The sequence below is a fragment of the Candidatus Saccharimonadales bacterium genome, assembly GCA_035317825.1.
Taxonomy (GTDB): domain Bacteria; phylum Patescibacteriota; class Saccharimonadia; order Saccharimonadales; family Saccharimonadaceae; genus DATHGB01.
This window is the reverse complement of record DATHGB010000017.1, coordinates 1-21,047: the sequence shown is the minus strand read 5'-3', so window position 1 is coordinate 21,047 and position 21,047 is coordinate 1. Positions and strand designations below refer to the sequence as shown.

Genomic DNA, 21,047 nt, shown 5'->3' with positions numbered 1-21,047 from the left:
AACTCCTATAAAGTGGTAAAATAACACCAATATGACATGGCGAGTTGATACAGACAATAATCAACGGGTCGGCTAAAAGCTCGGCGTGCTTTTAGCCATTGACCCTCACCAGCCTCTACCATTACTACGTAACAAGGAATTTATATGACACGAACATTAGTACGCGACCTACCTGCGCAGATGAGCCAAACAGTGACCGTCAGCGGTTGGGTGCACACACGCCGCGACCATGGTGGACTGATTTTTATTGATCTACGCGACCACACCGGTATTATTCAGCTGGTAATTCAACCTGAAAACGCCGAAGCTTTTAAACTTGCAGAGCAAGTCCGCGATGAATACGTTATTTCAATCACTGGTATCGTAAAAGAGCGTGACGAAACACTCAAAAATCCTAATATCCCAATGGGGGATATTGAAGTTGTTACCGAAAACATCCGGCTTCTTAACAAATCCGAACCCTTGCCGATTCCTGTCCGTGAAGACGCACCTCAGGCAAACGAAGAACACCGTCTGAAATATCGTTATCTTGATCTTCGTAGGTCAAAGATGCAAGAGATGCTAAAAAAACGAGCTGCTTATTACAAATTGCTACGCGATTATATGGAATCTAATGAATTTACCGAGGTAACCACACCGATTCTAGCCAACTCTAGCCCAGAAGGCGCTCGCGATTTCCTAGTGCCTTCACGCGTTCACCCTGGCAAGTTCTACGCATTGCCACAAGCCCCACAGCAGTTCAAGCAACTGCTCATGGTAGGCGGCATATCACGTTACTACCAAATCGCGACGTGCTTTCGCGACGAAGACCCGCGTGCTGACCGTTTGTATGGTGATTTTTACCAACTTGACCTTGAGATGTCATTTGTCGAAGACGGTGAAGTCGTTCGTCAAACGGTTGAACCGCTTATCAAACAACTCGTCACTGGTTTTGCGGGTAAAACACTCGTAACTGATGAAGTACCACGGATTCCTTACCTTGAAGCAATGGATCGTTTTGGTTCTGACAAACCCGACCTACGTTTTGGTATGGAACTGACTGATTTATCTGATGCACTAACCGATACGGGCTTTAGCGTTTTCGCAAACACGCTTAAGAACAAGGGCGTTGTCAAAGCGATCCGCGTCGAAGGCGGAGCAAGCCTTAGCCGTTCGCAAATTGATAAATTTACGGACATTGCAAAAAGCGAAGGTGCAGGCGGACTTGCCTACATTATGTACGAAAACGGCGAGGCAAAATCACCAATTGCCAAATTCTTGTCTGGCGAAGAACTGACTGCTATTAAAGAGCGGCTGCAAGCCAAAGACGGAGACGCCGTATTCTTTGGTGTTGATAAGAGGGAAGTCGTGAACAAAGTGCTTGGACGGCTTCGTTCTGAATTTGCCGATCACTTCGAACTGAAAGACCCAAACAAGATTGCCCTCGCTTGGATCGTAGATTTTCCATTTTACGAATGGGATGACAAAGCGAAAAAGATCGATTTTGGCCACAACCCGTTTTCTATGCCAAAAGGCGGTGTCGAAGCACTACAATCTGATGACAAATTAGATATTGTTGCCGACCAGTACGATATGGTCATGAACGGCTACGAAATTTCTTCTGGTGCGGTTCGTAACCACAACCCAGACGTCATGTACGAAGCTTTCGGATCGCTTGGCTACGACCGGTCATATGTCGATTCACGTTTCGGCGCAATGATTAACGCATTCAAATACGGCGCTCCGCCACACGCTGGCTGCGCGTTCGGTATTGACCGTATGTTCATGGTGCTTACCGGTGAAGACAACATCCGGGAAGTTGTCGCTTTTCCAAAGAACGGCTCCGGTATTGATGTCATGATGTCTTCGCCTAGCGAAGTTGATCAGGCGCAGCTAAAAGATCTTTCTCTAAAAATAGAGCTAAATGACTAAAGCGTTCCATATGACTATTGCGCTTATGTCAAAATAGTGCTATAGTAATAAATGTTGGAATAATCAACACAAACACTAAACTACAAACCATCACACCCCTTGGTGTAAGAAAATCACTGCTACTTGGCGTCAAACTCTATATAATAGAAGTATAGTCATGTAAGCAGCGAAAGGAGAAACCTCGATGGATATGAACGTCGTAGTCACGCTACTAACTATCGCAGTTATTTTACTGTCCTTAGTTATTATAGCCATGCTCGTCGCAATGACAGTTGTACTTGTTAAAGTTCAGCGTCTTATTAACAATGTTAATGCCGTAATGGATAACCTTGCATCGGCGACCGAATGGTTGTCACCGGTCAAAGTTATGGGTTACGTCAGCAAACTATTTCGTAAATAATTTACAAAAAGGAGAATAGAATTATGGGTAAAGCATTACACGTTATCGGAGCAGCAGCCGTTGGATTTGTCGCAGGAATTTTACTTGCACCAAAAAGCGGTGAAGAAACTAGAAAAGATATCAAGAACAAAGCTCTTGAAGCTAAAAGGCAAGCAGCTGAAAAAGCTGACAAGCTAAAGGATGTCGCGGCAAATGCTGGCGACTCACTAAAGAAAAGTGCTCACGAAGTTGGTGACGAAGCCAAAGGTTTCGCCAAAAGCGCTCGTGGATCCGCAGCGGTTGTTGCAACCGAAGCCGGCAAATTAGGCGACGAAGCCAAAGTTCGTGCCGCACGTGTTGCCGAAGAAGCAAAACGTACGTCGAGCCAAATTCAAAAAGACGCCGAAAAGAATCTTCGTTAAAGTTTAATACCTTATAGTAAAACCGCTCGTTACAGAGCGGTTTTATGTTGCCTCAAGTTTCGGTGCATTATCAAGTGATTGCCAAACGTACCAGCTAGCCACCGACTGATATGGCGTCCATTTGTTTGCCTCTGCTAACAAGGTAACTTCTTGAGGAAGGAGTGCATGATCGAAACTATATAGTTTTTGAACCCCGTTTCTGATTCCTAAATCACCTATTGGCAAAACATCTAGCCGGCCCATACAGAACATTAAAAACATATGAACGGTCCACTCGCCGATGCCTTTAACTTTTGTCAGTTCAGCAATAATTTCATCATTCGAAAGTTGGTCTAGCGTATCAAATTTAACCGTGCCGTCTAAAACATTGCGCGCCAAATCTTGGACATAGGCGGCTTTGGGCCTTGATAGGCCAACAGAGCGGAATTCCTCAATGCTGCGTGATAAAATTTGTTCAGGCGAAGGGAATTGATCTTCAAATAAGCCAATAAATCGCTTCTCGATCGCGCTCGCGGCTTTTACGCTTAGCTGCTGGCTAATGATGCTTTCGACAAGTTCTTGATAGTAATTGGTGTGTGGCACGAATGTTGGCAATGGATGCGCTTTAATAACGGACGCCAAAACAGGGTCATGCTTGGCGAGGTAATCAGCAGCTTGTTGAACCAGGGCGGAATGGTCAGATTTCAAGCGGAGTCTCTAGGCGTTTATACTCAGTGCCGCTAGCGGATGCAATGCTGCCGAGTAAGCTGTCGGACAAGCCTTTTCCTGCATCTGACAAAATAGCATCATGCGTAGGGAAGGCCAATCTAGGATTTACGGCAACCAAAAAATCCATCGCTTCACCAATCTTCATCCACGGGGCTGTTGCTGGAATCGCAAGAGTGTCAACGGGTTTATTAGGTAACGTAAACGAATCCCCGGGGAAATAAAGCAGTTCGTTGATCATGACGCCCAGGTTCGCGGCTCTTGGTATGCTGTCGTGAATAAGCGCATGGTCGCCCCCAAAGAATTCTAGATCAAATTCGCCTACGGTAATTTTATCGCCTGCCTGAACGGTCTTTGTTTCAAATGCTTCGATTTTAGAGGTGACTGATTCATGGCCAATAATCACCGCATCAGGGTTTTTGTCGACAATCGCGGCAAGTTGTTCGTGGTCAAAATGATCTTGATGCTCATGGGTAATAACAACGGCGACAACGTTTTCGGGTGCAATAAAATCCGTTGTAAATGCCCCTGGATCAACAACGAGTATCTGGCCGTCTTTTTCTACCGTAAAACAAGCATGTTCGTATTTTGTGATTTTCATTTATTCATCCTCCTTGAACCATTTAGTGTATGTGGCACGGGCTTTAATAACTTTCGGTGCAATGATTATTTGGCAATAGCCTGCGTCGGGTTGTTTACTGAAAAAATCTTGGTGCTCGTCTTCGGCTACGAAGAACTTTTCTAGTGGTTTGATTTCGGTAACGATAGTGCCTGTCCAGATACTTTTTGCCTTTTCGATGGCGTTTTCAAACAGTTGTTTTTGTTCATTATCTTGATAAAGCATAATTGAACGATACTGTGTCCCGACATCGGCACCTTGTCTATTGAGCGTGGTTGGATCGTGAATGGAAAAGAAAATATTAAGGATCGTTTCAGGTGGAATTACAGATTCATCAAAGGTAACACTTACAACTTCGGCGTGTCCCGTTTGTCCTGACGCAACTTGGTAATAATTTGGTGAGTCCGTATGACCGCCCGCGTAGCCACTTTCGACTTTGGTCACCCCTTTTAGACGTCGGAACACCGCGTCGACGCACCAGAAACATCCTCCTCCTAAAACAAATGTTGTCATACTCTTATTATACTCCGGTTAGGTATAATGAAGAGGTGAATGAAGCAGATTTTCAGGAATTAGTTAAACAAAAAAGCCACAAGCTTTACCGTGATATGCCATGGCGTCAGGACACACGACCATTTTATGTGTTGGTCAGTGAACTTATGTTGCAGCAAACACAAGTGGACCGCGTTATTCCTAAATTCAATGCGTTTATTGAACGATTTCCCGATGAAAAAACACTTGCCAGTGCATCGTTAGGTGATGTGCTTCGCCTTTGGAACGGCCTTGGATATAACCGTCGTGCTAAGTTTTTGCACGAAGCGGCGAAAAAGATAGTGACGGAACACGAAGGTATTTTCCCTGAAGCATATGAAGATATTCTTGCCTTGCCGGGTGTAGGGCAAAGCACCGCTGGCGCGATCATGGCCTACGCGTTTAATAAGCCAGTTGTTTTTATTGAGACAAATGTCCGCACTGTTTATTTTCACCATTTCTTTAATGACGAGGCTAAAATAAGCGATGTTGAGTTGGCGAAGCTTGTAAAGAAAACGGTAGATACGACTAATCCGCGCGAGTTCTACTGGGCGGTGATGGATTATGGTACGTGGCTAAAGAAGAATCATCCAAGCGTGATTACCAGAAGTAAACATTATAAAAAACAAACACCTCTAGAAGGGAGTGCCCGTGAAATGCGTGGACAGATCATTCGTTTGCTCGCGACTGATGCACAGGATGCCAACATCTTGAGTGAGAAGTTCAAAAAAGACCCTAGATTCGAGCCGGCTCTCGCTAGCCTAGCAAGGGATGGGTTGATTGAAAAAAGTAATAATGAGTTCCATTTGACCAAATAGACCCCGAAGGGTGATAATAGAGAAGCATGAAACGTTCCCTCATCTTTATTTCAGTCGGAATCGTCACTTTATCTGGTGTGCTGTTTTTGCATTCGGCAGTATACGCACAAAGTGACGGACTTATGACAGAAGAACACATCGCACGCATTCGAAGCAACTGTATTGAAGCACAGTCGACACTTAGCCAGTTACATACGAGCGATGCGCTCCTGCGTGTTAACAGGGGACAACTATACGAATCGATCTCTACGAAATTGATGACGCCGTTTAATAGCCGCGCCACGCTTAATCGTTTTGACGTTACGAAGCTAAGTTCCGCAGCAGCGGGTTACGAGCGTGAACTGATGGCATTTAGAGCTAACTATAAGTCGTATGAGGAAGCAATGTCTCAGGCGCTAAAGATTAACTGTACCAACCAGCCAGTCGCATTTTACGATAATGTAAATGATGCACGGGCAAAGCGCCTCGTAGTGCATGAAAATACCGTAAATCTCAAAGATATTATTCAAAGATACAAAGAGGAATTCGAAGCTTTGGCTAAGACTATACCAAAGGGGGTTACAGAGTGAGCGAAGAACAACTTGTAGCCGAAGGCGCGACTCTTAGCCGTTGGCAGCAGCATCGATTCATGTTGCTGATTGGTTTTACGATTATTATCGCTTTATTTTTGGTTGGCATATCTCTGGCGTTATATAACAGCAGTGGCACGGCCCAACTCGATCTGAGCCGGCCTGGTTTTCAGTCCGTGCGCGAACAAGCTTCGCAGTCAAATGACTTCAATAGCTTTCCTTCAACAGGAACGCTTGATCAATCAGCTCTTAATCAATTCCGAACGTTATACGATAAACAAGTAAAACAAGTAACGGCCGTTGATGGATTTAGTGGCGATGTTATGAACGACCAAGCGCTATCAATTGACACGCCTACAGCCGAGAACCAGTAATTATTTTCTAGGTGGTGCTGCGGGAAGGGTAGTGCCAAGTTCAATACCCTTTTTCTCGAATGTCTCGAGTAAGCGACGACGCATCTCAGCGGCAACGGACCATTGATCCGACGGCTGTGTTTTACCAGAGATAAGCAAGCTGACAGTAGTTGAGGTGAACTCTCCAACGGATACAAATGATGGAGCCTCGATGATTTTTGGCTGCCATTTTTCCTCACTGGCTAGTTTTTCACCTGCTAGGTTAATCAGTTCGATAACATGTTCAAGGTCAGCCGATGGGGCAACGGTAATAGAAAACCTGGCCATACTGTATCCCATTGTTTTGTTGATGACATGTTGGACCATACCATTAGGAAAATAATGCACGTTTCCATCCGCGTCACGAAGCACGGTCGAACGGCTGCCGATGCGCTCTACCGTACCGCTAGCTCCTTCGATGTCGATAATATCACCGACGCGGTATTGATTTTCGGAAATAATAAAAATCCCCGACAAAAAATCTTTAACGAGTGATTGCGCCCCAAATCCAAGCGCGACGCCAATAATTCCCGCACTGGCAAATAACGGTGCCAGGTCGGTTGATGGCAGAAGTGCTTTGATAAAAACAAATGCGGCAATCGTGATAATAACGACACGCCAAATGACCATAAAAGGGCCAACAAGCGTCTTTTCTCGCTTTTCAATGTCTTTTCGATGCCATTCACGACCTCGTCCTTGAACGCGTACGGCACGTCTGACAACGCGTCCTACTAAAAAGTTACCCGCTATATAGAATAGAGTTGTAACAAGGATGATAATAAGTGCATCAACGCCATTATCAGCAATCCATTTTTGAACCATATCCATATGTGGTAGTATATCATGTGCAATGCCTGTGTATTCTGATAGTTTCGACGAAAACATTGTCCTTCTTCTAAAGAAGGGCGGTATTGGCGTTGTAAGAACGGACACGCTGTATGGATTGGTGGCTGTGGCGAATAATGACGTGGCCGTTGAGCGAGTTTTTGCGGTGAAACACCGTACCTATGATAAGTCGCCAATCGTAATGATCAGTCGCCTAGACCAACTATTTGATGGTATAGATGCGTCCATCAGCGACCGCCTTGTCGGTCTTTGGCCTGGCAAAAACAGTATCATTCTGCCGTCCCATCGTGCGCCTGATTGGATAACTCGAGGTAAAAGCTCGGTGGCGTATAGGTTGCCTGATGATGAAAGACTTCGTGATCTTATTGATAAAACAGGCCCTCTCGTTGCACCAAGTGCTAATCCCGAAGGGCTTCCGCCCGCTATGAATATTGACGAAGCCAAAGGGTACTTTGGCGATAGCGTGGATTTTTATGTAGATGGCGGTACGGTGACTGACGATACGCCATCGCGCCTTTATACGTTTGCAGGATCTACTATGGAGCGCCTTCGGTGAGCGGGAACGTAGATCCCGATGAGTTTATTATTACAAGAAAGCGCAAAAAGTATAGATTTGCGCTATTTGCTAATTCGTCACTTTGCTTTGAAGCCGAGCAGTGGCAAGACGAACCCCAGGCTAATATCCTTGAAATAGGTGCAGGGACTGGACTTTTTGGTGTTGCGCTAGCGAGAGACATGCCATATAAGCAAATTGTCGCGTGCGATGTCAAAGCCGACCGGTTGCAAACAGGAGCAAAGCTAGCCAACGAGGAAAATCTATCTAACGTACGTTTTTTGCGCGGTCGTGCCGATTTACTGCAAGACTTTTTCCCTGCGGATACATTAGATGCCGTATGGATTACCTTTCCTGACCCATTTCCGAAAGATCGAAGTTCGAAACACCGGTTAACTCACCCAAGGTTTTTAGAAATATACGAGAAGCTTCTTGAGGCAGCCGGAAAACTATATTTTAAAACGGACGCTACCAACCTGTTTCAGTGGAGTTTAGAACAGTTAGTTGGGCAGGGATGGCAACTTGAAGAACTCGGTTTTGATTTGCATGATTCTGATCTGGATGATACCTATAAAATAATGACTACCTACGAAAAGCGCTTTGTAGGTGAAGGGCTACCGATTCATTTCGTCAAGGCATCTCCCCCGCGAAAATAGTAAATTGCGTGTTTGGTCGGTACAATAAAGGTATGAATTTAAATGACTACCAAACCGCAGCCCTTCGAACCGCAGCCCCGCGTGACAAAAAGAACGAATTTTTTCACCTCGTTTTAGGCCTTGTTGGCGAAACAGGTGAGATCGCCGAAAAGGTTAAAAAAGTCGTCCGAGATAACGATGATTTTATGGCTGCAATCGACGTTGAAGATCTAAAAAAAGAATTAGGTGATGTCATGTGGTACGTAGCGGTTCTCGCGGACCACTTTGATATTCCTCTTGAGGAAATTGCTGAAAAAAATATCGCAAAACTCGCGAGCCGTAAAGAACGCGGTGTGCTAAGGGGAAGCGGCGACAACCGCTAAACGGTCAGCTTAGACCGTAGCCATCCATCAATGCTACCGGCACCCATCGCCAGTACTAGCTTGCCTGACCTGCGGGCGGCATTGATTGTATCCCATAACTCGTCGTCAAGTTCGGCAATATGAACCGCATCTTTATTTGCGATATTTTGCGTTAACTCTTCAGGTGTCAGAATAGGTAGGGTAGGATCTTCGCGGGAAAGATAGGTAGGAACCCAGTATATCTCGTCGGCTAGCGTAAAACAGTCTGTGTAGTCATTTCTGACTTCGTGCTGGCGTACGTTCTGATGAGGCTGATATACGAGGACAATATGGTCAGACACCTCACGGGCGAGCTGCAGGTTGGCAGCGATCTCGGCCGGATGGTGGCCGTAGTCAGTGTATAGATTGTCGGCTAGGCGTTCAAACCTACGATCAGTTCCTGGGAAACTATTCAAAATATCCGTGACCGATTTAACGTCACTGATTCTTAGGTATTCCAGGGATTTTATGACAAGCGTACCATTACGACGATAGTGCGCACCTGGAAGTTTTAAGTCCATAACTTCATCAGCGCGTAATATCCATCCGTCGTCTACCGTTGCCTGAATTTTTGTGCCGTCTTGCTGCCACATAATTGCCATATCCGACTGGTTGATGAACTGACGAAAAGCATCCATATAGTCAGATTCTGTTTTGTACGTATCTGGGTGGTCATAGTCTAGCGAGGTGATAAGTGACAAGAAAGGCGAGAAGTGTAATAAATTGCGGTCAAACTCATCACACTCATAGATGAAATATTCACTGTTGGGATCAAACTTGCCGCTTGGGCCAAAACTGAGTGTTGTGCCAACGGAATAACTAACGGGGATTCCAAGCTCTTTCATGATCCAAACAAGCATGCCTGTGGTCGTTGTTTTACCATGCGTACCAGCGACAGCGATAAGTTTTAACTGCTTCTCGCTGATTATGCGTGCAAGTAACTCGTCACGCTTTGTCGTTTTAATGCCTAATTCTCGCGCCAAGATCAATTCCGGGTGATCAAAAGGGAGGGCGGCAGTGTGAACGAACCAATCTATGGGACGATCACTATGACATGTACGAAGGAACGTGCCGTCTTGGTTAAAAGAAACGGCAATACCTCGTTCCTGTAGCTTATGCGTGACAAGCCCTCCGGTGGCATCTGATCCTTGCACCTGATATCCGGCATCATATGCTATCTCTGCAAGTGGTCCTATGCCTACGCCCCCAATTCCCGAGAAATAGATGTTCATATTGTTAGTATATCATCGTGCCAAGGAGTAACGCTCATGCTACAATAAAAAGAGTAGCAAGAGGTGGGATATTTCTTACGTGGCAGACAAAAGACAAGTAAAAAAGAGCATTAGACGACTGCAGCGTATCAAAACGTGGCAGTTACTTGTCGTGCTTCTTCTTGTGGGCTTCATTGCGGCAACATTCTTAAGGCTTAATAACATCGGGATGATGCAGCGAAAAGAGGCGGTGATTACTGCTGACAAGTACGGCAATACGTCCGATATGACTAATCGATTGTATGATTTACAACAATATACGATTAGCCATATGAATGCGGACACAGGCGTCTTTTACCTGGAGCAGCAATACCGGCGTGACGTGCAAAAAGTTGTTGATGCTGCTAAGAATGTCGGCAATCCAAACGGTAACGTGAACGTCAAAGCTGACGCCGTGTGTAAGCCTCAATATACTGCGTGGTCACCGGCATACGTACAGTGTTTTGCAGATGAGTTAGCCAAATTTCCCCCTTCTCCTGACCCTGTGCAGAACGTGACGCTACCAAGTACCGACCTGTACCGTCAAAACTTCGCTTCGCCCCTTTGGTCACCTGATTTTGCAGGCTGGTCTGTTTTGGTCTGCGTGGCCATTATCATCGTTATTGCCGTTCGCCTGATTAGCCTCGGTGTCCTCAGATTGCTATTAAAACAGCACTACAGGGGTATTTAAATAGTTGACACCGTGCGTCCGAGACGGTACTCTAGCAAAGTAAGACGCTAATAGGAGGTATAAGAACTTATGGCTTACAAGCACACTAACTCGAAGGGTATTACTTACTACTTGCACAAGACTGATGTCACACTGCGCGGTGGTAAGCCACAAACAATTTACTTTTTCGCTAAAGTAGAGAAAAACGCTAAGGGTGAACCAACCGATCTTCCAGAAGATCGCGAAGTTAAAGAAAACCCACGTAACGGTTTCCTTACAATTAGCAAGATCAAGACTGACCAAAAATAATCTTGAAACACAAGCACGTTTGATGATACAGTAGTATCAAACAAACAGGTGCCAAACTAGCCCCAAAAGACGCGCAAATCGTCCTAGGGGCTTTTTTGATTCCCATAGGGGTGGTTTTGCGATATAATACCACAGACGGGGGCGTAGCTCATCGGTTAGAGCAGGCGGCTCATAACCACTTGGTAGATGGTTCGATTCCATCCGCCCCCACCACGAGGAAATTATGAAAAAAATAAACATCCGGAAATTTTACTATCATCTGCGTCATCGTTATCTAACGATGAATAATGTTGTAATAGCTGTTGCCCTGATTATTGGCGCTAGCTGGGCGTGGGGATCAATTGGTATGATGCAGCGTAATTACGGTCTGCAAAAAGAATTAGATGCTAAAACCCGTCAGGAAAAACTGGCCGAACTAGAAACACAGGCTCTTACTTACGAACAAAAATACTACCAAAGCAGCGAGTTTAAAGAAATTTCCGCCAGGAAATATCTAGGGCTAGTCTCACCAGGCGAGAAAGTGCTGATTTTGCCTCCTAACACAGCTGCAGCAAAAAGTGTTACTGCCGCTACGCCCAAGACAACCGCCAAAAAACAACAGCCGCCAAGCAACATAGAGCAGTGGACCAATTTCCTTTTTGGAGGCAACCATAAGGGCTTGCGAAACTAACCCACATCTGTTATCATTAACCAAGTGCCGCGGGGTGGAGCAGTCTGGTCAGCTCGTGTGGCTCATAACCACAAGGTCGTAGGTTCGAATCCTACCCCCGCAACCAAGAAAAATAGCTATCGCAAGATAGCTATTTTTCTTGGTTATCGCGCAGATTCCGAATCTAACGCCCTAGTCGCCATTCTACCTCAATAAATATGTTATAATATCTCTCATGTCCGGAAAATACCCCACCCCTATCTACAGAGTGTCTTTAAAGGCTGTTATTCGCAATGAAAAAGGCGAAGTACTTGTCGTCAAAGAAAAAAGCGATAACTGGGACCTGCCTGGTGGCGGAGTTGATCATGGAGAATCAGACACAGAAGGCCTGCGTCGCGAACTTGTCGAAGAGATTGCATATGAAGGTAATTTTAGCGCCTCGTTAATTGGCGTACAAACATTTTTTATTCCGAAATATGAAACATGGGGATTATGGGTTGTGTACAATGTCCGAACTGAAACAGACGACTTTGGCATAGGCCCCGATGCAAGCGAAATAGCATTTACTAATCCGCATATATTTAAAGACAGCGACAAGCTTAGTGAACGCTTGATCTATAAATTCTGTGTTGATATGGGCACGGAAATCAACTAACTAAGCTTGGCAGCTGCTACTCGCACTGCTTCACTCCAGCTGAGGAACGCATGTGGCGTATCTGCAAGGTCCGCTGCGGTTAGCTCGTGCTTAACCGCTAAAGCAATTTCGTGAATAATCTCGGCTGCGTGAGGCGCTACAACTGTGCCTCCAAGTATGACACCATGCTTGTTTGTGATAAGTTTTACAAACCCGTCACGAAAATCTGACGTGTTGCTACGGGCCACGATGTTAAGCGGCGCAACGGCTTTGTTGATAGCCAGGTCTCGCTTTAGACAGTCGTCTTCGGATAGGCCAACAGATGCAATCCCTGGGTGGGTAAAGGTAACACGTGTCGTTGCAGTATAATTTGGAGCAATCTTTGTCTTGTGCAAGATGTTGTTAGCAGCCACGCGGCTTTCGAGTAGCGCGGTATGTGTGTGTGAGTTATGACCGAGTACGTCGCCAGCGGCAAAGATATGCCTGGCACTGGTTTGTAGATTTGCGTCAACTTCAATACCTTTCGGCGTATATGTCACACTGGCGTTTTCAAGCCCCAGGTCGACGGTAGGTACACGGCCGGTGGCAATAAGCACTTCGTCGACGCGAACTGATTTCTCGACGCCTCCACGGGTGTAGGTGACACGTTTGCCAATACCGTCTTTGACAACAGCAAGGGTTCGGGTCTGGGTAAGAGTTGTCACGCCCTTTTGTTCTTTTAATAGGCGTTCCATGAGTATGCCGACTTCTTCATCTTCACGGGGTAATAGGCGAGAGGCAATCTCGGCAATATATACTTTTGTGCCGAAAATAGCCATTAGCTGTGCAATTTCAACGCCGATCGTGCCGCCACCAATCACGTACAGGCTTTTAGGTGGGCGCATGGCCTCTAGAATAGTTCGTGGAGTAAGGTGGGGGACGTCTTTTAGGCCCTGAATATTAGGTGCGACCCAATGTGATCCAGTCGCGACCAAAAACTTCTCGGCAGAAAGGTGATGCCGATTAACGCTTATTTCATGAGGAGATAAAAAGTGAGCTGTTCCTTGTAGGGTTGTGATATTTTCGTTTTCGTAATATTTACGGTTGCCACCAGCACCAGTTCGTTTGACGGCTAGATCTTTCCAGGCACGTAAAGAAGGGTAGTTGTAGCCAAGCGTGGCCGAACGCAGGCCGAAACGTGCGCCGTGACGAGCTTCGTCGTAAAGCTGCGCGACGTGAAGCAGGGCTTTGGTTGGGACGTCACTCCAGTTAGGCGAGTCGCCGCCAAAGGTATCAGCTTCGATAATTGCTACTTTTTTGCCTTCGCGCGCCGCAATAGTTGCTGCGGCACTTCCCCCTGCACCGCTGCCGATGACAATGAGATCAAAGTCGAATGTTACTTTTTTAGCCATACCCGTAGGTCTCCTTATATGATCAAGCGATGATGTTTATATAAATATGCAGCTTCTGGATGGAATGATGTCAGGACGGCAGTGGCTTTGCGGCGAAGATCGGCGCTTGTCACTTCGGGCTTTGTCTCTAACCAGGCAATAACGGCTTCACTGACATTCTTAGCAATTGTTTCGGCTTCACCCTCTGGGCTACGAACGCTCAGGCATGCTGCCCTAACGCTGCTGTGAAGCTTGCTGCGCTCAAACTGCTCGCTGGGGCGTTTGCCTTCGCGTTTGATGATGGAAGGAGGGTTTGTCATTAAAAACCTCCGTGGGCAGTAACGGTAGCAGTGACAATTTGGTCAACGTACACGTAAAATCCAAGGATCAATAGGCCGCTTCCACTCGCGAATTGCAAAAACCTTTTGTTGTCTTCGCGCCATCGTTGGATTCCGCTTAGGCGGTGACCGCTTCCGATCAGGGCGTTAACGACTAGCAGGGAAAGCAGGGAAATGATTGTATACAGGCCAATTCCCAGTAATTGCCACATAGGTTCAAGTTGGATAAGTACCAGGCTGGCAACCACCATTGGGGCAAGGATAAAGATGAATTCCGCAATGACGCTACTAAGCCCTAAACCAAACGCCTCTCCACTTTGTTTAGTTGCTTTTGCTCTCTCGCCTAAATAACGGGCAAGACCGCGGGGAAGCCATAGACTAGTCCCCTTCTCTTTCCGGTAGTAAAATGCCCAAACGGCGACACCAAGCCCCAGAAGAAGTCCGCAAGCGACTGCCCAGACAACATAAGGAACGTGGCTGCCAAAGCTGCTTTGCAGGACAAAGCAAATAAATGCTACCAGAAGCATTGTCATCAGAAGCACGCCAAGTAAAAACCCGTTCGTTAACCGAAGGAGTTTAGTGTGCGCGGTTTTGGCGCCAATCGCGTGCCCGCTCATCAGCGTGAGTACGCTAACGCTCAGTTGAAAACTAGCGTGAATAAGGGCGGCAAAGGCGACAATAGCGAGAGAACTTATGATGTCCATGTTTATTTTTTGTTTACCTCTGTCCCTATTTATAACATAAGCGTCCTATAATGGTCAAAAATCTTCCTGTAAGGTATTGCTTTTTTAAACAGTTTATGCTTAAATAAGACTATAAGAAACTAAAAACAAAAAGGACGCAAAGAAAATGGATATGCAAGCAGCCGATGTCGAAGCGGTAACCGTTAGTGATATCTTGGATTTGGCAACGTGGAATCGCCCACGAACAACCGAAGAACTCCGAGCTTTCATCAATAGCCACCACGCAAATCTTCCTGACGACACCGAAATTGAATAAATCATGCTATTCTACTAAATCTTTAACATTACCAATTTGTGCTACGCTAGAAGTATAAGTAATGGAGGGGATTGACATGGATGATCGAGACCAACAAACTACTGAAGTTCGTGAAACAAACGAAGTGCAAGGGGACACGAACATACGGCGTCAAACCGTAGAAACAGCCCGTGGCGTTGACGGCAAAGTTATTGTGCGACGCATAATCTATTATATTGCTGGAATTATTATTGCCTTTTTGGCACTTCGGATGGTCTTTCTGTTGCTTGCCGCCAACCAGGGGTCACCTTTCGTCGACTTTATTTACAACGTCGGCGGTTTTTTTGCCTGGCCCTTTTACGGGATTTTCAGTTACGAACCAAGTTACGGCCAGTCCGTATTTGAAATCAGCAGCCTGGTAGCGATTGTCATTTACGGACTTGTCGCCTGGGGACTGGGTAGATTATTTACGCTCACCAGTAACCGGGCGGACGCTTAAGATAGGTAACTGATCTAGATAAAATCCTCCTCAGTAGATATACTAGAGGGGATATGAGTATTAGGGACGCACAAGAAAAAGCAATCCTCGTCGCTGCCGAGTATAACCCTTCGGGTATAGTCCCTTTCCCTTTTCTGGCCACTGTAAACAAAATCGACGAACTAAGCATATTTTATCTGGATAATATGCCTGACGAAGTATCGGGTGCAATCTTTTTTCAAGACGGTGAATTTTCAATTGCTATAAATAAAAACAAGCCCGTGGTTCGGCAGAATTTTACCGCAGCCCATGAATTCGGACATTATTTTTTGCACCGGAAGTGGCTCGTCGATAACGCGCAGACTGGCCTCGTGGATTATTCAAATGTTTTAGATAGCGAAGGGATGTTGCTTCGGCCTGACGAAGCGCCAAAAGAAGCGGACAGTATTCAAAAGGAACGTGAAGCGAATAACTTTGCGGCTGTTCTTTTGATGCCAGAAGATAAGGTTCGCCAATTTTGGGAACTAACGCACGATGTTAATAAATGTGCTGATGCGTTTGAGGTATCGATTGTGGCGATGGCAATCAGGCTAGAGAAATTAGGGCTTGTGTAATGGCAACGTACCAGCAAAGGGAACAGGAAACAAAGCGTGCTGTCAAGGAACTACAGCAAACGATTAATCAGGCCAGGGCAGACCTAGCCGGTGACGAACAATTTACCTCACCTCCCTCCCCTGCCTTGCCGCTCAAAACGCTTGACCAGAAGATTCGCAAGCAGCAGATCGAAAACGACAATATTGAAAAGGATCAGAAGTTAAAAGAAACAACACTTCGGATTCTGTTTTATTTCTTAACTGCTGAAACGGCTGTTATTTTTTGCCTAGCGTTTTTCCAGGGTTTTTCCGCATGGGGATTTCATCTGGAAGAATGGAGTTTCCGGCTTGTTATTGCTGGAACACTCAGTCAGATTGCCGCGATGTTAATTATCGCAGTCAAGAACCTTTTTCCAGGCAAATAGCCTAAACCCGTGGAGCTCGTTCCAGATGCCATTTTCCGGTGTAGATCCGGGCTTCGTAAGTGCCATCATCCAGCTTTTCACGGCCTACGCCTACCCACTTACCGTCCATTTGCTTGCCATCATCCGAGATGATCAGTTGCATTGCGCCCGAATACACCATGCCTTTAAATTCACCTAAAGGCGCGGTTGATTCTTGCCATGCGCCAGTTGCAAGGCCGTCATCGATGGTCAGCTTAAGGCTCATGTATGAGCCGTCTTTCGTAGGAAGGCTCGTCATTGTCAGCCGGTTGCCTTTGAGATGAGCGTCCATCTGGTACTCGCTTATGTCTTTGCCATCATGGTCGTTACTAGGATGCCAATAGCGGCTACGCCATACACCTGTAAATTCGTCATTAGTAGGGTGAGTCATAATAAATTTTACTTCTCCTTATCTTTATTTTACCATCCATAGGGGTGCATATGCTAAAATAGCAGCACACGTTATTACTAATTTTGGGGAAATGAATGACACAAAAAGATTACGTCATCGTCGCAGAAGGATTGACCAAATCTTATGGATCGAACGATGTACTAAAGGGAATTGACCTAAAAGTCGAACGCGGCACGATGCTGGCGCTACTTGGTCCAAACGGTGCGGGCAAAACGACAACGGTTCGTATTTTAAGCACGCTTTTAAAATATGACGGCGGATCGGTTGCGGTCGAAGGATTTGACGTGACACGTGATGCCGACAAAGTGCGAAGCGTGATCGGCCTGACTGGTCAATCCGCAGCAATCGACGAACTACTAACTGGCCGCGAAAACTTGGTTATGATGGGCAAGTTGTACCGATTAACCAAAGAAAGTGCCAAAGCTAGGGCTGATGAATTGCTAGAAGAATTTGATTTAGTTAAGGCAGCTGATCGCCCAGCGAAAACATATTCCGGTGGTATGCGCCGCCGGCTTGACCTAGCGGTTAGCCTGATTGCCACTCCCCCAGTGATCTTCTTGGATGAACCAACAACTGGGCTTGACCCGCGTTCACGCCTGGCTATGTGGGCGATTATCAAAAAGCTGATGGCGAACGGAACAACTATCCTACTGACAACACAGTACCTTGATGAAGCTGATCAGCTGGCTGATAATATTATCGTGATCGACGGCGGTAAGGTAATCGCAGAGGGAACAGCGGCTCAGCTGAAAAGCAAGGTTGGGCAGGACCGTCTGGAACTTATGTTCAAGGACACTGAAACACTTGATGAAGCTAAAAAAGCGCTAGGGAAAGCGGTCGTTGATACAAACGAAAAAGATTACTCGCTTACAACGGTTATTGCGGATACAAACGCCGACGTTCGAAAGATGCTTGATATCCTAGCGGATAAAAAGATCAAGCTTGAATCTATGGCGGTGCATAAACCAACACTAGACGATGTATTCTTGTCGCTGACAGGTAAGCAAACACAGACGAAAAAGGAAGGTAAGAAGTAATGGCTGTTAAATTAGAATTCCAACAAAAGCCTAAAATTGTTCTTGGCTTTATAGACTCGCTCATTATGATCAAGCGTAGTAGCACGCATATTATTCGTAATACCGACCAGTTGCTTGGAACGTTCTTTCAGCCAATTATGTTTTTGGTGTTATTTGCCGCAGTATTTGGCGGGGCAATTTCATCAGCGCTGCCACCGGGGGTTTCGTATCTGAATTTCCTAATGGCGGGTATTATCGTACAAACGGTAGCCTTTGGCTCGACAACCACAGCGATTGCGGTCTGTAACGATTTACAAAAGGGAATTGTTGACCGGTTTAGGTCATTACCAATGTCAAACCTAGCCGTACTAAACGGCCATGTTATTTCTGACCTTTTCCGTAACAGTATCTCAACGGTCGTGATGCTACTTGCGGGACTTGTCATCGGATTTCGATCAAGTGCAAGCTTTTCCGAATGGTTGCTGATTGCTGGAATTCTACTCCTATTCACACTTGCCTTTTCTTGGTTGGCTGCGATCGTTGGCGTGGTGGCAAAAAGCGTCGAAGGCGTACAGTGGTTAACGTTTGTTCTTGTCTTCCCTCTTACCTTTGCCAGTAGCGCGTTTGTTCCTGCCGACAGCATGACGCCGGTTCTAAAAGCATTCGCTGAAAATCAGCCGATTACTCATATCGTCGAAGCAGTGCGCGCATTACTATTAGGACTACCAGCCGGTAATCACATCTGGCTATCAATTGTATGGAGCATCGGCATACTCGTTGTTGCTATGCCAGTTGCATCGTGGCTTTTCCGTCGACAGACAGCTCGCTAGGAACAGCAGCTTCGACAGGAATCTGAATTTCAAAGGCGGCACGTTGGATGCCGTCTTTGCGTTTGCCGATATCAATCGGGTAAATACCGTTAAAGCAGGCAGTAGAAAAATCACTCGACGGCATGCCGGTTGCACGGATCATACCGTTGTACGACAGGTAATTAAGCGAATCAACGCCGAGGTGTTCGCCGATTTGGTCGGGCGTCATGTTGTGGGCAATCAGATCTTCTTGGGCGGGCAAATCAATACCATAAAAATCAGGGTATTTAACTGGAGGTGAGCTAATTAAAATGTGAACTTCCTTGGCGCCAGCCTCGTACAGCATACCAGCAATCTTGCGGGTTGTTGTTCCGCGGACAATCGAATCGTCAATCAGAATAACACGCTTACCACGCAAAATATGGGGCATAGGGTTTAATTTCATTTTCAAATCTTGTTCGCGTAGTTTAGCTGTCGGGCGAATAAAGGTTCGGTGAATGTAGCGGTTTTTAATGAGCGCCATTTCAAATGGAATACCGCTTATTTGTGAATAGCCTAGTGCCGCCGGAATGGCAGAATCGGGGACGGGGACAACAATATCAGCATCAATCTTACATTCGATGGCAAGTTCTTTGCCCATGTTTTCGCGCACTTTATTGACGCTGCGTCCTTCGATAATACTGTCGGGGCGCGCAAAGTAAACGAACTCAAAAATATCTAGTTTTAATGTACCAGGTGCTGCTTGGTATGAATGTAACCCATCGGCGTCGATCACGATGACTTCGCCGGGTTTAACGTCGCGGACGAACGTGGCGCCAACGGTATCAAGCGCACAGGTTTCGGACGAAACGACGTAACCATCGCCCAGCTTGCCAATCGTTAGTGGACGTACGCCGTATGCGTCGCGAAAGGCCACAAGCTTGTCGGTTGTCATCGCGATGCAAGCAAAAGCCCCCGTGAATAGGGGGTAGTTTGAAATTATTGCGTCCTCTAGGCTTTGTCCGTTGTCTAGCATGCGGCAGGCAATTGATTCACCCATCATTTCGGAATCATTCAGCTTGTCGTGGGCAATGCCGCGGGTGTCCAGGAATTCTTCTAGCTTTTCAGTACTAGGCAAGTTGCCATTGTGCGCAAAGGCAAGGGCGGCTTGTTTGTGTAATACCGGTTGGCTGTGCGCGCCGTCGGCCGAACCTGATGTTGAATAGCGGTTGTGGCCAACGGTGATTGTCCCGTCTAACTGTTCTAGGTCTTCTTCGCGGTACACGCTTGCTACCAGTCCGGACGCCGAGTGCTTATGAAAAAGGGCACCGTCAGTGCTGACAATACCCGAGCTTTCCTGACCCCTATGCTGGAGCGCCCATAGTCCGTAAAATGTTGTTCGTGAAGCCTCTTCGCCAGTGCCAAATGTGCCAAACACCGCGCATTTCTCGTGGACAGAATCTTGTGACAAAATAAATTATTCCCTAATGCGCATATAGACCAACAAATCCCGCGCTTATGGTTCTTTACCTTCATAGTAACACACGAAACTGTACGAAACACCAAAATACTTATGTAAAAAATATTGTTGTCCATAATACTTTCGGTTATGATGGATAGCAAGAAGGAAGAAAATAAATATGGATATGAATGAAGAAGACACGACAACGCAATATACACCACCGCCATCTCAGCCAGCACCTAAAAAGGGCAAAAAAGCCGGAAAGGTACTTGGAATAATTCTTTTGATCCTTGTCCTTATGGCAGGGACAGCCGCAGGCGTCTATATGTGGCAGCAGAACGAGTTAAACGACCAAAAAGCGGATTTCGATTCTAAACTAGCTGCGGCACAGGCAGAAAAAACTCCAGCCAAAGAAACCCGTCCAGCGCAGGAATTAACCCCGCCGAAAGTAGCAACCGAAACAACCTGTAACGCAGACGAGCTAACATTATCACTGACAAACGGTGATGGTGGTGGAGCGGGTACACTTAACCAAGTACTTGTCCTGACTAACTCGGGCAAACGAACCTGTACGTTAGTTGGATTCCCGGGCGTATCGCTAGTAAATGATAACGGTAATCAAATCGGCTCTCCTGCCGACCGTAGCAAAAATTACACTGAAAAGACTTTAACGCTGAAACCAGCAGAAACAGCCAAGGCGACAGTCGTTTACTCTGAACAAGGTAACTTCGAACCAGGAACATGTAAAACAGGCGCAACCAAACTTCGTGTTTACCCGCCAAATGATACTGGCTACCTAAGCATCGCAAGTCCAATGATCACCGCATGGTGTCCAGGATTTGAAACGTCACCAGTACAATAATAATCACTAGTTTT

The 21,047-nt window shown here is 46.2% G+C and carries 30 protein-coding genes and 2 tRNA genes; 22 read left to right on the top strand and 10 right to left on the bottom strand.

Annotated features, from left to right (window positions below; genetic code table 11):
* Window positions 1-144: 144 nt before the first annotated feature.
* The 3 genes from aspS (at window position 145) to VK497_03505 (ending at window position 2,712) form a co-directional block, all read left to right on the top strand.
* On the top strand, window positions 145-1,911 hold the full coding sequence (gene aspS / locus VK497_03515) for an aspartate--tRNA ligase (GenBank protein HMI09436.1): 1,767 nt from the start codon (window positions 145-147) through the stop codon (window positions 1,909-1,911).
* Between the two features lie 184 nt (window positions 1,912-2,095).
* A complete protein-coding gene (locus VK497_03510) occupies window positions 2,096-2,311 on the top strand; it encodes a hypothetical protein (GenBank protein ID HMI09435.1) in 216 nt (71 codons plus the stop codon).
* A gap of 23 nt (window positions 2,312-2,334) precedes the next feature.
* Window positions 2,335-2,712, top strand: coding sequence for a YtxH domain-containing protein (locus tag VK497_03505; GenBank protein HMI09434.1), 378 nt, complete (start codon window positions 2,335-2,337; stop codon window positions 2,710-2,712).
* A 42-nt stretch (window positions 2,713-2,754) separates the two neighbouring features.
* Here the strand turns inward: VK497_03505 and VK497_03500 are convergent, their stop codons facing one another.
* The 3 genes from VK497_03500 to msrA are packed head-to-tail and all read right to left on the bottom strand — an operon-like array spanning window position 2,755 to window position 4,549.
* Window positions 2,755-3,399, bottom strand: a complete 645-nt coding sequence (locus VK497_03500) for a DNA-3-methyladenine glycosylase (GenBank protein ID HMI09433.1) — start codon at window positions 3,397-3,399, stop codon at window positions 2,755-2,757.
* Window positions 3,389-4,018 (bottom strand): MBL fold metallo-hydrolase, encoded by a 630-nt coding sequence (locus tag VK497_03495; GenBank protein HMI09432.1) that lies wholly within the window; start codon window positions 4,016-4,018, stop codon window positions 3,389-3,391. Before VK497_03495 ends, VK497_03500 begins: the two co-directional genes overlap by 11 nt.
* Entirely contained in the window at window positions 4,019-4,549 is a 531-nt protein-coding gene (msrA, locus tag VK497_03490) for a peptide-methionine (S)-S-oxide reductase MsrA (protein ID HMI09431.1), read from the bottom strand.
* Between the two features lie 35 nt (window positions 4,550-4,584).
* On the opposite strand from msrA, the gene VK497_03485 reads away from it, so the two are divergent.
* Genes VK497_03485 through VK497_03475 form a run of 3 tightly spaced genes read left to right on the top strand, consistent with a single transcriptional unit; the run spans window position 4,585 to window position 6,328 of the window.
* Complete coding sequence (locus VK497_03485; protein HMI09430.1) at window positions 4,585-5,385, top strand: hypothetical protein; 801 nt, start codon at window positions 4,585-4,587, stop codon at window positions 5,383-5,385.
* A 26-nt stretch (window positions 5,386-5,411) separates the two neighbouring features.
* On the top strand, window positions 5,412-5,954 hold the full coding sequence (locus VK497_03480; GenBank protein ID HMI09429.1) for a hypothetical protein: 543 nt from the start codon (window positions 5,412-5,414) through the stop codon (window positions 5,952-5,954).
* Entirely contained in the window at window positions 5,951-6,328 is a 378-nt protein-coding gene (locus VK497_03475) for a hypothetical protein (GenBank protein ID HMI09428.1), read from the top strand. The genes VK497_03480 and VK497_03475 overlap by 4 nt, the downstream gene beginning before the upstream one ends.
* On the opposite strand, the gene VK497_03470 is transcribed toward VK497_03475, so the two are convergent.
* Window positions 6,329-7,174 carry a mechanosensitive ion channel family protein gene (locus VK497_03470; GenBank protein HMI09427.1) on the bottom strand — a complete coding sequence of 282 codons (846 nt, stop codon included), beginning with the start codon at window positions 7,172-7,174 and terminating at the stop codon, window positions 6,329-6,331.
* Window positions 7,175-7,196: 22 nt separating this feature from the next.
* On the opposite strand from VK497_03470, the gene VK497_03465 reads away from it, so the two are divergent.
* From VK497_03465 to VK497_03455, 3 genes are read left to right on the top strand one after another with little or no spacing between them, the layout of a single operon-like run.
* Window positions 7,197-7,748, top strand: a complete 552-nt coding sequence (locus VK497_03465; protein HMI09426.1) for an L-threonylcarbamoyladenylate synthase — start codon at window positions 7,197-7,199, stop codon at window positions 7,746-7,748.
* Window positions 7,745-8,401 (top strand): tRNA (guanosine(46)-N7)-methyltransferase TrmB, encoded by a 657-nt coding sequence (gene trmB / locus VK497_03460; GenBank protein HMI09425.1) that lies wholly within the window; start codon window positions 7,745-7,747, stop codon window positions 8,399-8,401. The genes VK497_03465 and trmB overlap by 4 nt, the downstream gene beginning before the upstream one ends.
* 32 nt (window positions 8,402-8,433) lie before the next feature.
* On the top strand, window positions 8,434-8,763 hold the full coding sequence (locus tag VK497_03455) for a nucleoside triphosphate pyrophosphohydrolase family protein (GenBank protein HMI09424.1): 330 nt from the start codon (window positions 8,434-8,436) through the stop codon (window positions 8,761-8,763).
* Here VK497_03455 and VK497_03450 read toward each other — a convergent pair.
* Entirely contained in the window at window positions 8,760-10,013 is a 1,254-nt protein-coding gene (locus VK497_03450) for a Mur ligase domain-containing protein (protein ID HMI09423.1), read from the bottom strand. The two genes, VK497_03455 and VK497_03450, sit on opposite strands and share 4 nt — an antisense overlap.
* Window positions 10,014-10,092: 79 nt before the next feature.
* Here VK497_03450 and VK497_03445 point away from each other — a divergent pair, with 79 nt between their 5' ends.
* The 6 genes from VK497_03445 to VK497_03420 all read left to right on the top strand — a co-directional run bounded on the left by VK497_03445 (window position 10,093) and on the right by VK497_03420 (window position 12,314).
* The gene (locus VK497_03445) at window positions 10,093-10,722 is read left to right on the top strand and encodes a hypothetical protein (GenBank protein HMI09422.1); all 630 of its coding nucleotides are present in this window, start codon (window positions 10,093-10,095) and stop codon (window positions 10,720-10,722) included.
* 69 nt (window positions 10,723-10,791) lie between these two features.
* Window positions 10,792-11,010, top strand: a complete 219-nt coding sequence (locus VK497_03440; protein ID HMI09421.1) for a hypothetical protein — start codon at window positions 10,792-10,794, stop codon at window positions 11,008-11,010.
* 137 nt (window positions 11,011-11,147) lie between these two features.
* Window positions 11,148-11,223 (top strand) — tRNA-Ile (locus tag VK497_03435).
* Window positions 11,224-11,233: 10 nt separating this feature from the next.
* Window positions 11,234-11,680, top strand: coding sequence for a hypothetical protein (locus VK497_03430; protein ID HMI09420.1), 447 nt, complete (start codon window positions 11,234-11,236; stop codon window positions 11,678-11,680).
* Window positions 11,681-11,708: 28 nt separating this feature from the next.
* A tRNA-Met gene (locus VK497_03425) sits at window positions 11,709-11,786 on the top strand.
* A gap of 108 nt (window positions 11,787-11,894) precedes the next feature.
* Complete coding sequence (locus VK497_03420) at window positions 11,895-12,314, top strand: NUDIX hydrolase (protein HMI09419.1); 420 nt, start codon at window positions 11,895-11,897, stop codon at window positions 12,312-12,314.
* Here the strand turns inward: VK497_03420 and VK497_03415 are convergent.
* The 3 genes from VK497_03415 to VK497_03405 are packed head-to-tail and all read right to left on the bottom strand — an operon-like array spanning window position 12,311 to window position 14,705.
* On the bottom strand, window positions 12,311-13,684 hold the full coding sequence (locus VK497_03415) for an NAD(P)/FAD-dependent oxidoreductase (GenBank protein ID HMI09418.1): 1,374 nt from the start codon (window positions 13,682-13,684) through the stop codon (window positions 12,311-12,313). The genes VK497_03420 and VK497_03415 overlap by 4 nt on opposite strands.
* Window positions 13,685-13,698: 14 nt before the next feature.
* Window positions 13,699-13,983: an ATP cone domain-containing protein gene (locus tag VK497_03410; GenBank protein HMI09417.1), complete on the bottom strand. Its 285-nt coding sequence runs from the start codon at window positions 13,981-13,983 to the stop codon at window positions 13,699-13,701.
* Window positions 13,983-14,705: a hypothetical protein gene (locus VK497_03405; protein ID HMI09416.1), complete on the bottom strand. Its 723-nt coding sequence runs from the start codon at window positions 14,703-14,705 to the stop codon at window positions 13,983-13,985. Before VK497_03405 ends, VK497_03410 begins: the two co-directional genes overlap by 1 nt.
* A gap of 145 nt (window positions 14,706-14,850) precedes the next feature.
* On the opposite strand from VK497_03405, the gene VK497_03400 reads away from it, so the two are divergent.
* The 4 genes from VK497_03400 (at window position 14,851) to VK497_03385 (ending at window position 16,475) form a co-directional block, all read left to right on the top strand.
* On the top strand, window positions 14,851-15,000 hold the full coding sequence (locus VK497_03400) for a hypothetical protein (protein ID HMI09415.1): 150 nt from the start codon (window positions 14,851-14,853) through the stop codon (window positions 14,998-15,000).
* Window positions 15,001-15,076: 76 nt separating this feature from the next.
* Window positions 15,077-15,478, top strand: a complete 402-nt coding sequence (locus VK497_03395) for a hypothetical protein (GenBank protein HMI09414.1) — start codon at window positions 15,077-15,079, stop codon at window positions 15,476-15,478.
* A gap of 53 nt (window positions 15,479-15,531) precedes the next feature.
* Entirely contained in the window at window positions 15,532-16,071 is a 540-nt protein-coding gene (locus VK497_03390; protein HMI09413.1) for an ImmA/IrrE family metallo-endopeptidase, read from the top strand.
* The gene (locus VK497_03385; protein HMI09412.1) at window positions 16,071-16,475 is read left to right on the top strand and encodes a hypothetical protein; all 405 of its coding nucleotides are present in this window, start codon (window positions 16,071-16,073) and stop codon (window positions 16,473-16,475) included. The genes VK497_03390 and VK497_03385 overlap by 1 nt, the downstream gene beginning before the upstream one ends.
* 1 nt (window position 16,476) lies before the next feature.
* Here VK497_03385 and VK497_03380 read toward each other — a convergent pair whose 3' ends face one another.
* On the bottom strand, window positions 16,477-16,884 hold the full coding sequence (locus tag VK497_03380) for a hypothetical protein (protein HMI09411.1): 408 nt from the start codon (window positions 16,882-16,884) through the stop codon (window positions 16,477-16,479).
* A 95-nt stretch (window positions 16,885-16,979) separates the two neighbouring features.
* Between VK497_03380 and VK497_03375 the strand changes: the two genes are divergently transcribed.
* Window positions 16,980-17,942, top strand: coding sequence for an ATP-binding cassette domain-containing protein (locus tag VK497_03375; GenBank protein ID HMI09410.1), 963 nt, complete (start codon window positions 16,980-16,982; stop codon window positions 17,940-17,942).
* A complete protein-coding gene (locus VK497_03370) occupies window positions 17,942-18,751 on the top strand; it encodes an ABC transporter permease (protein ID HMI09409.1) in 810 nt (269 codons plus the stop codon). Before VK497_03375 ends, VK497_03370 begins: the two co-directional genes overlap by 1 nt.
* Here VK497_03370 and purF read toward each other — a convergent pair.
* The gene (gene purF / locus VK497_03365) at window positions 18,705-20,180 is read right to left on the bottom strand and encodes an amidophosphoribosyltransferase (protein ID HMI09408.1); all 1,476 of its coding nucleotides are present in this window, start codon (window positions 20,178-20,180) and stop codon (window positions 18,705-18,707) included. The two genes, VK497_03370 and purF, sit on opposite strands and share 47 nt — an antisense overlap.
* Before the next feature lie 169 nt (window positions 20,181-20,349).
* Between purF and VK497_03360 the strand changes: the two genes are divergently transcribed.
* Entirely contained in the window at window positions 20,350-21,033 is a 684-nt protein-coding gene (locus tag VK497_03360) for a DUF4232 domain-containing protein (GenBank protein HMI09407.1), read from the top strand.
* Window positions 21,034-21,047 lie beyond the last annotated feature (14 nt).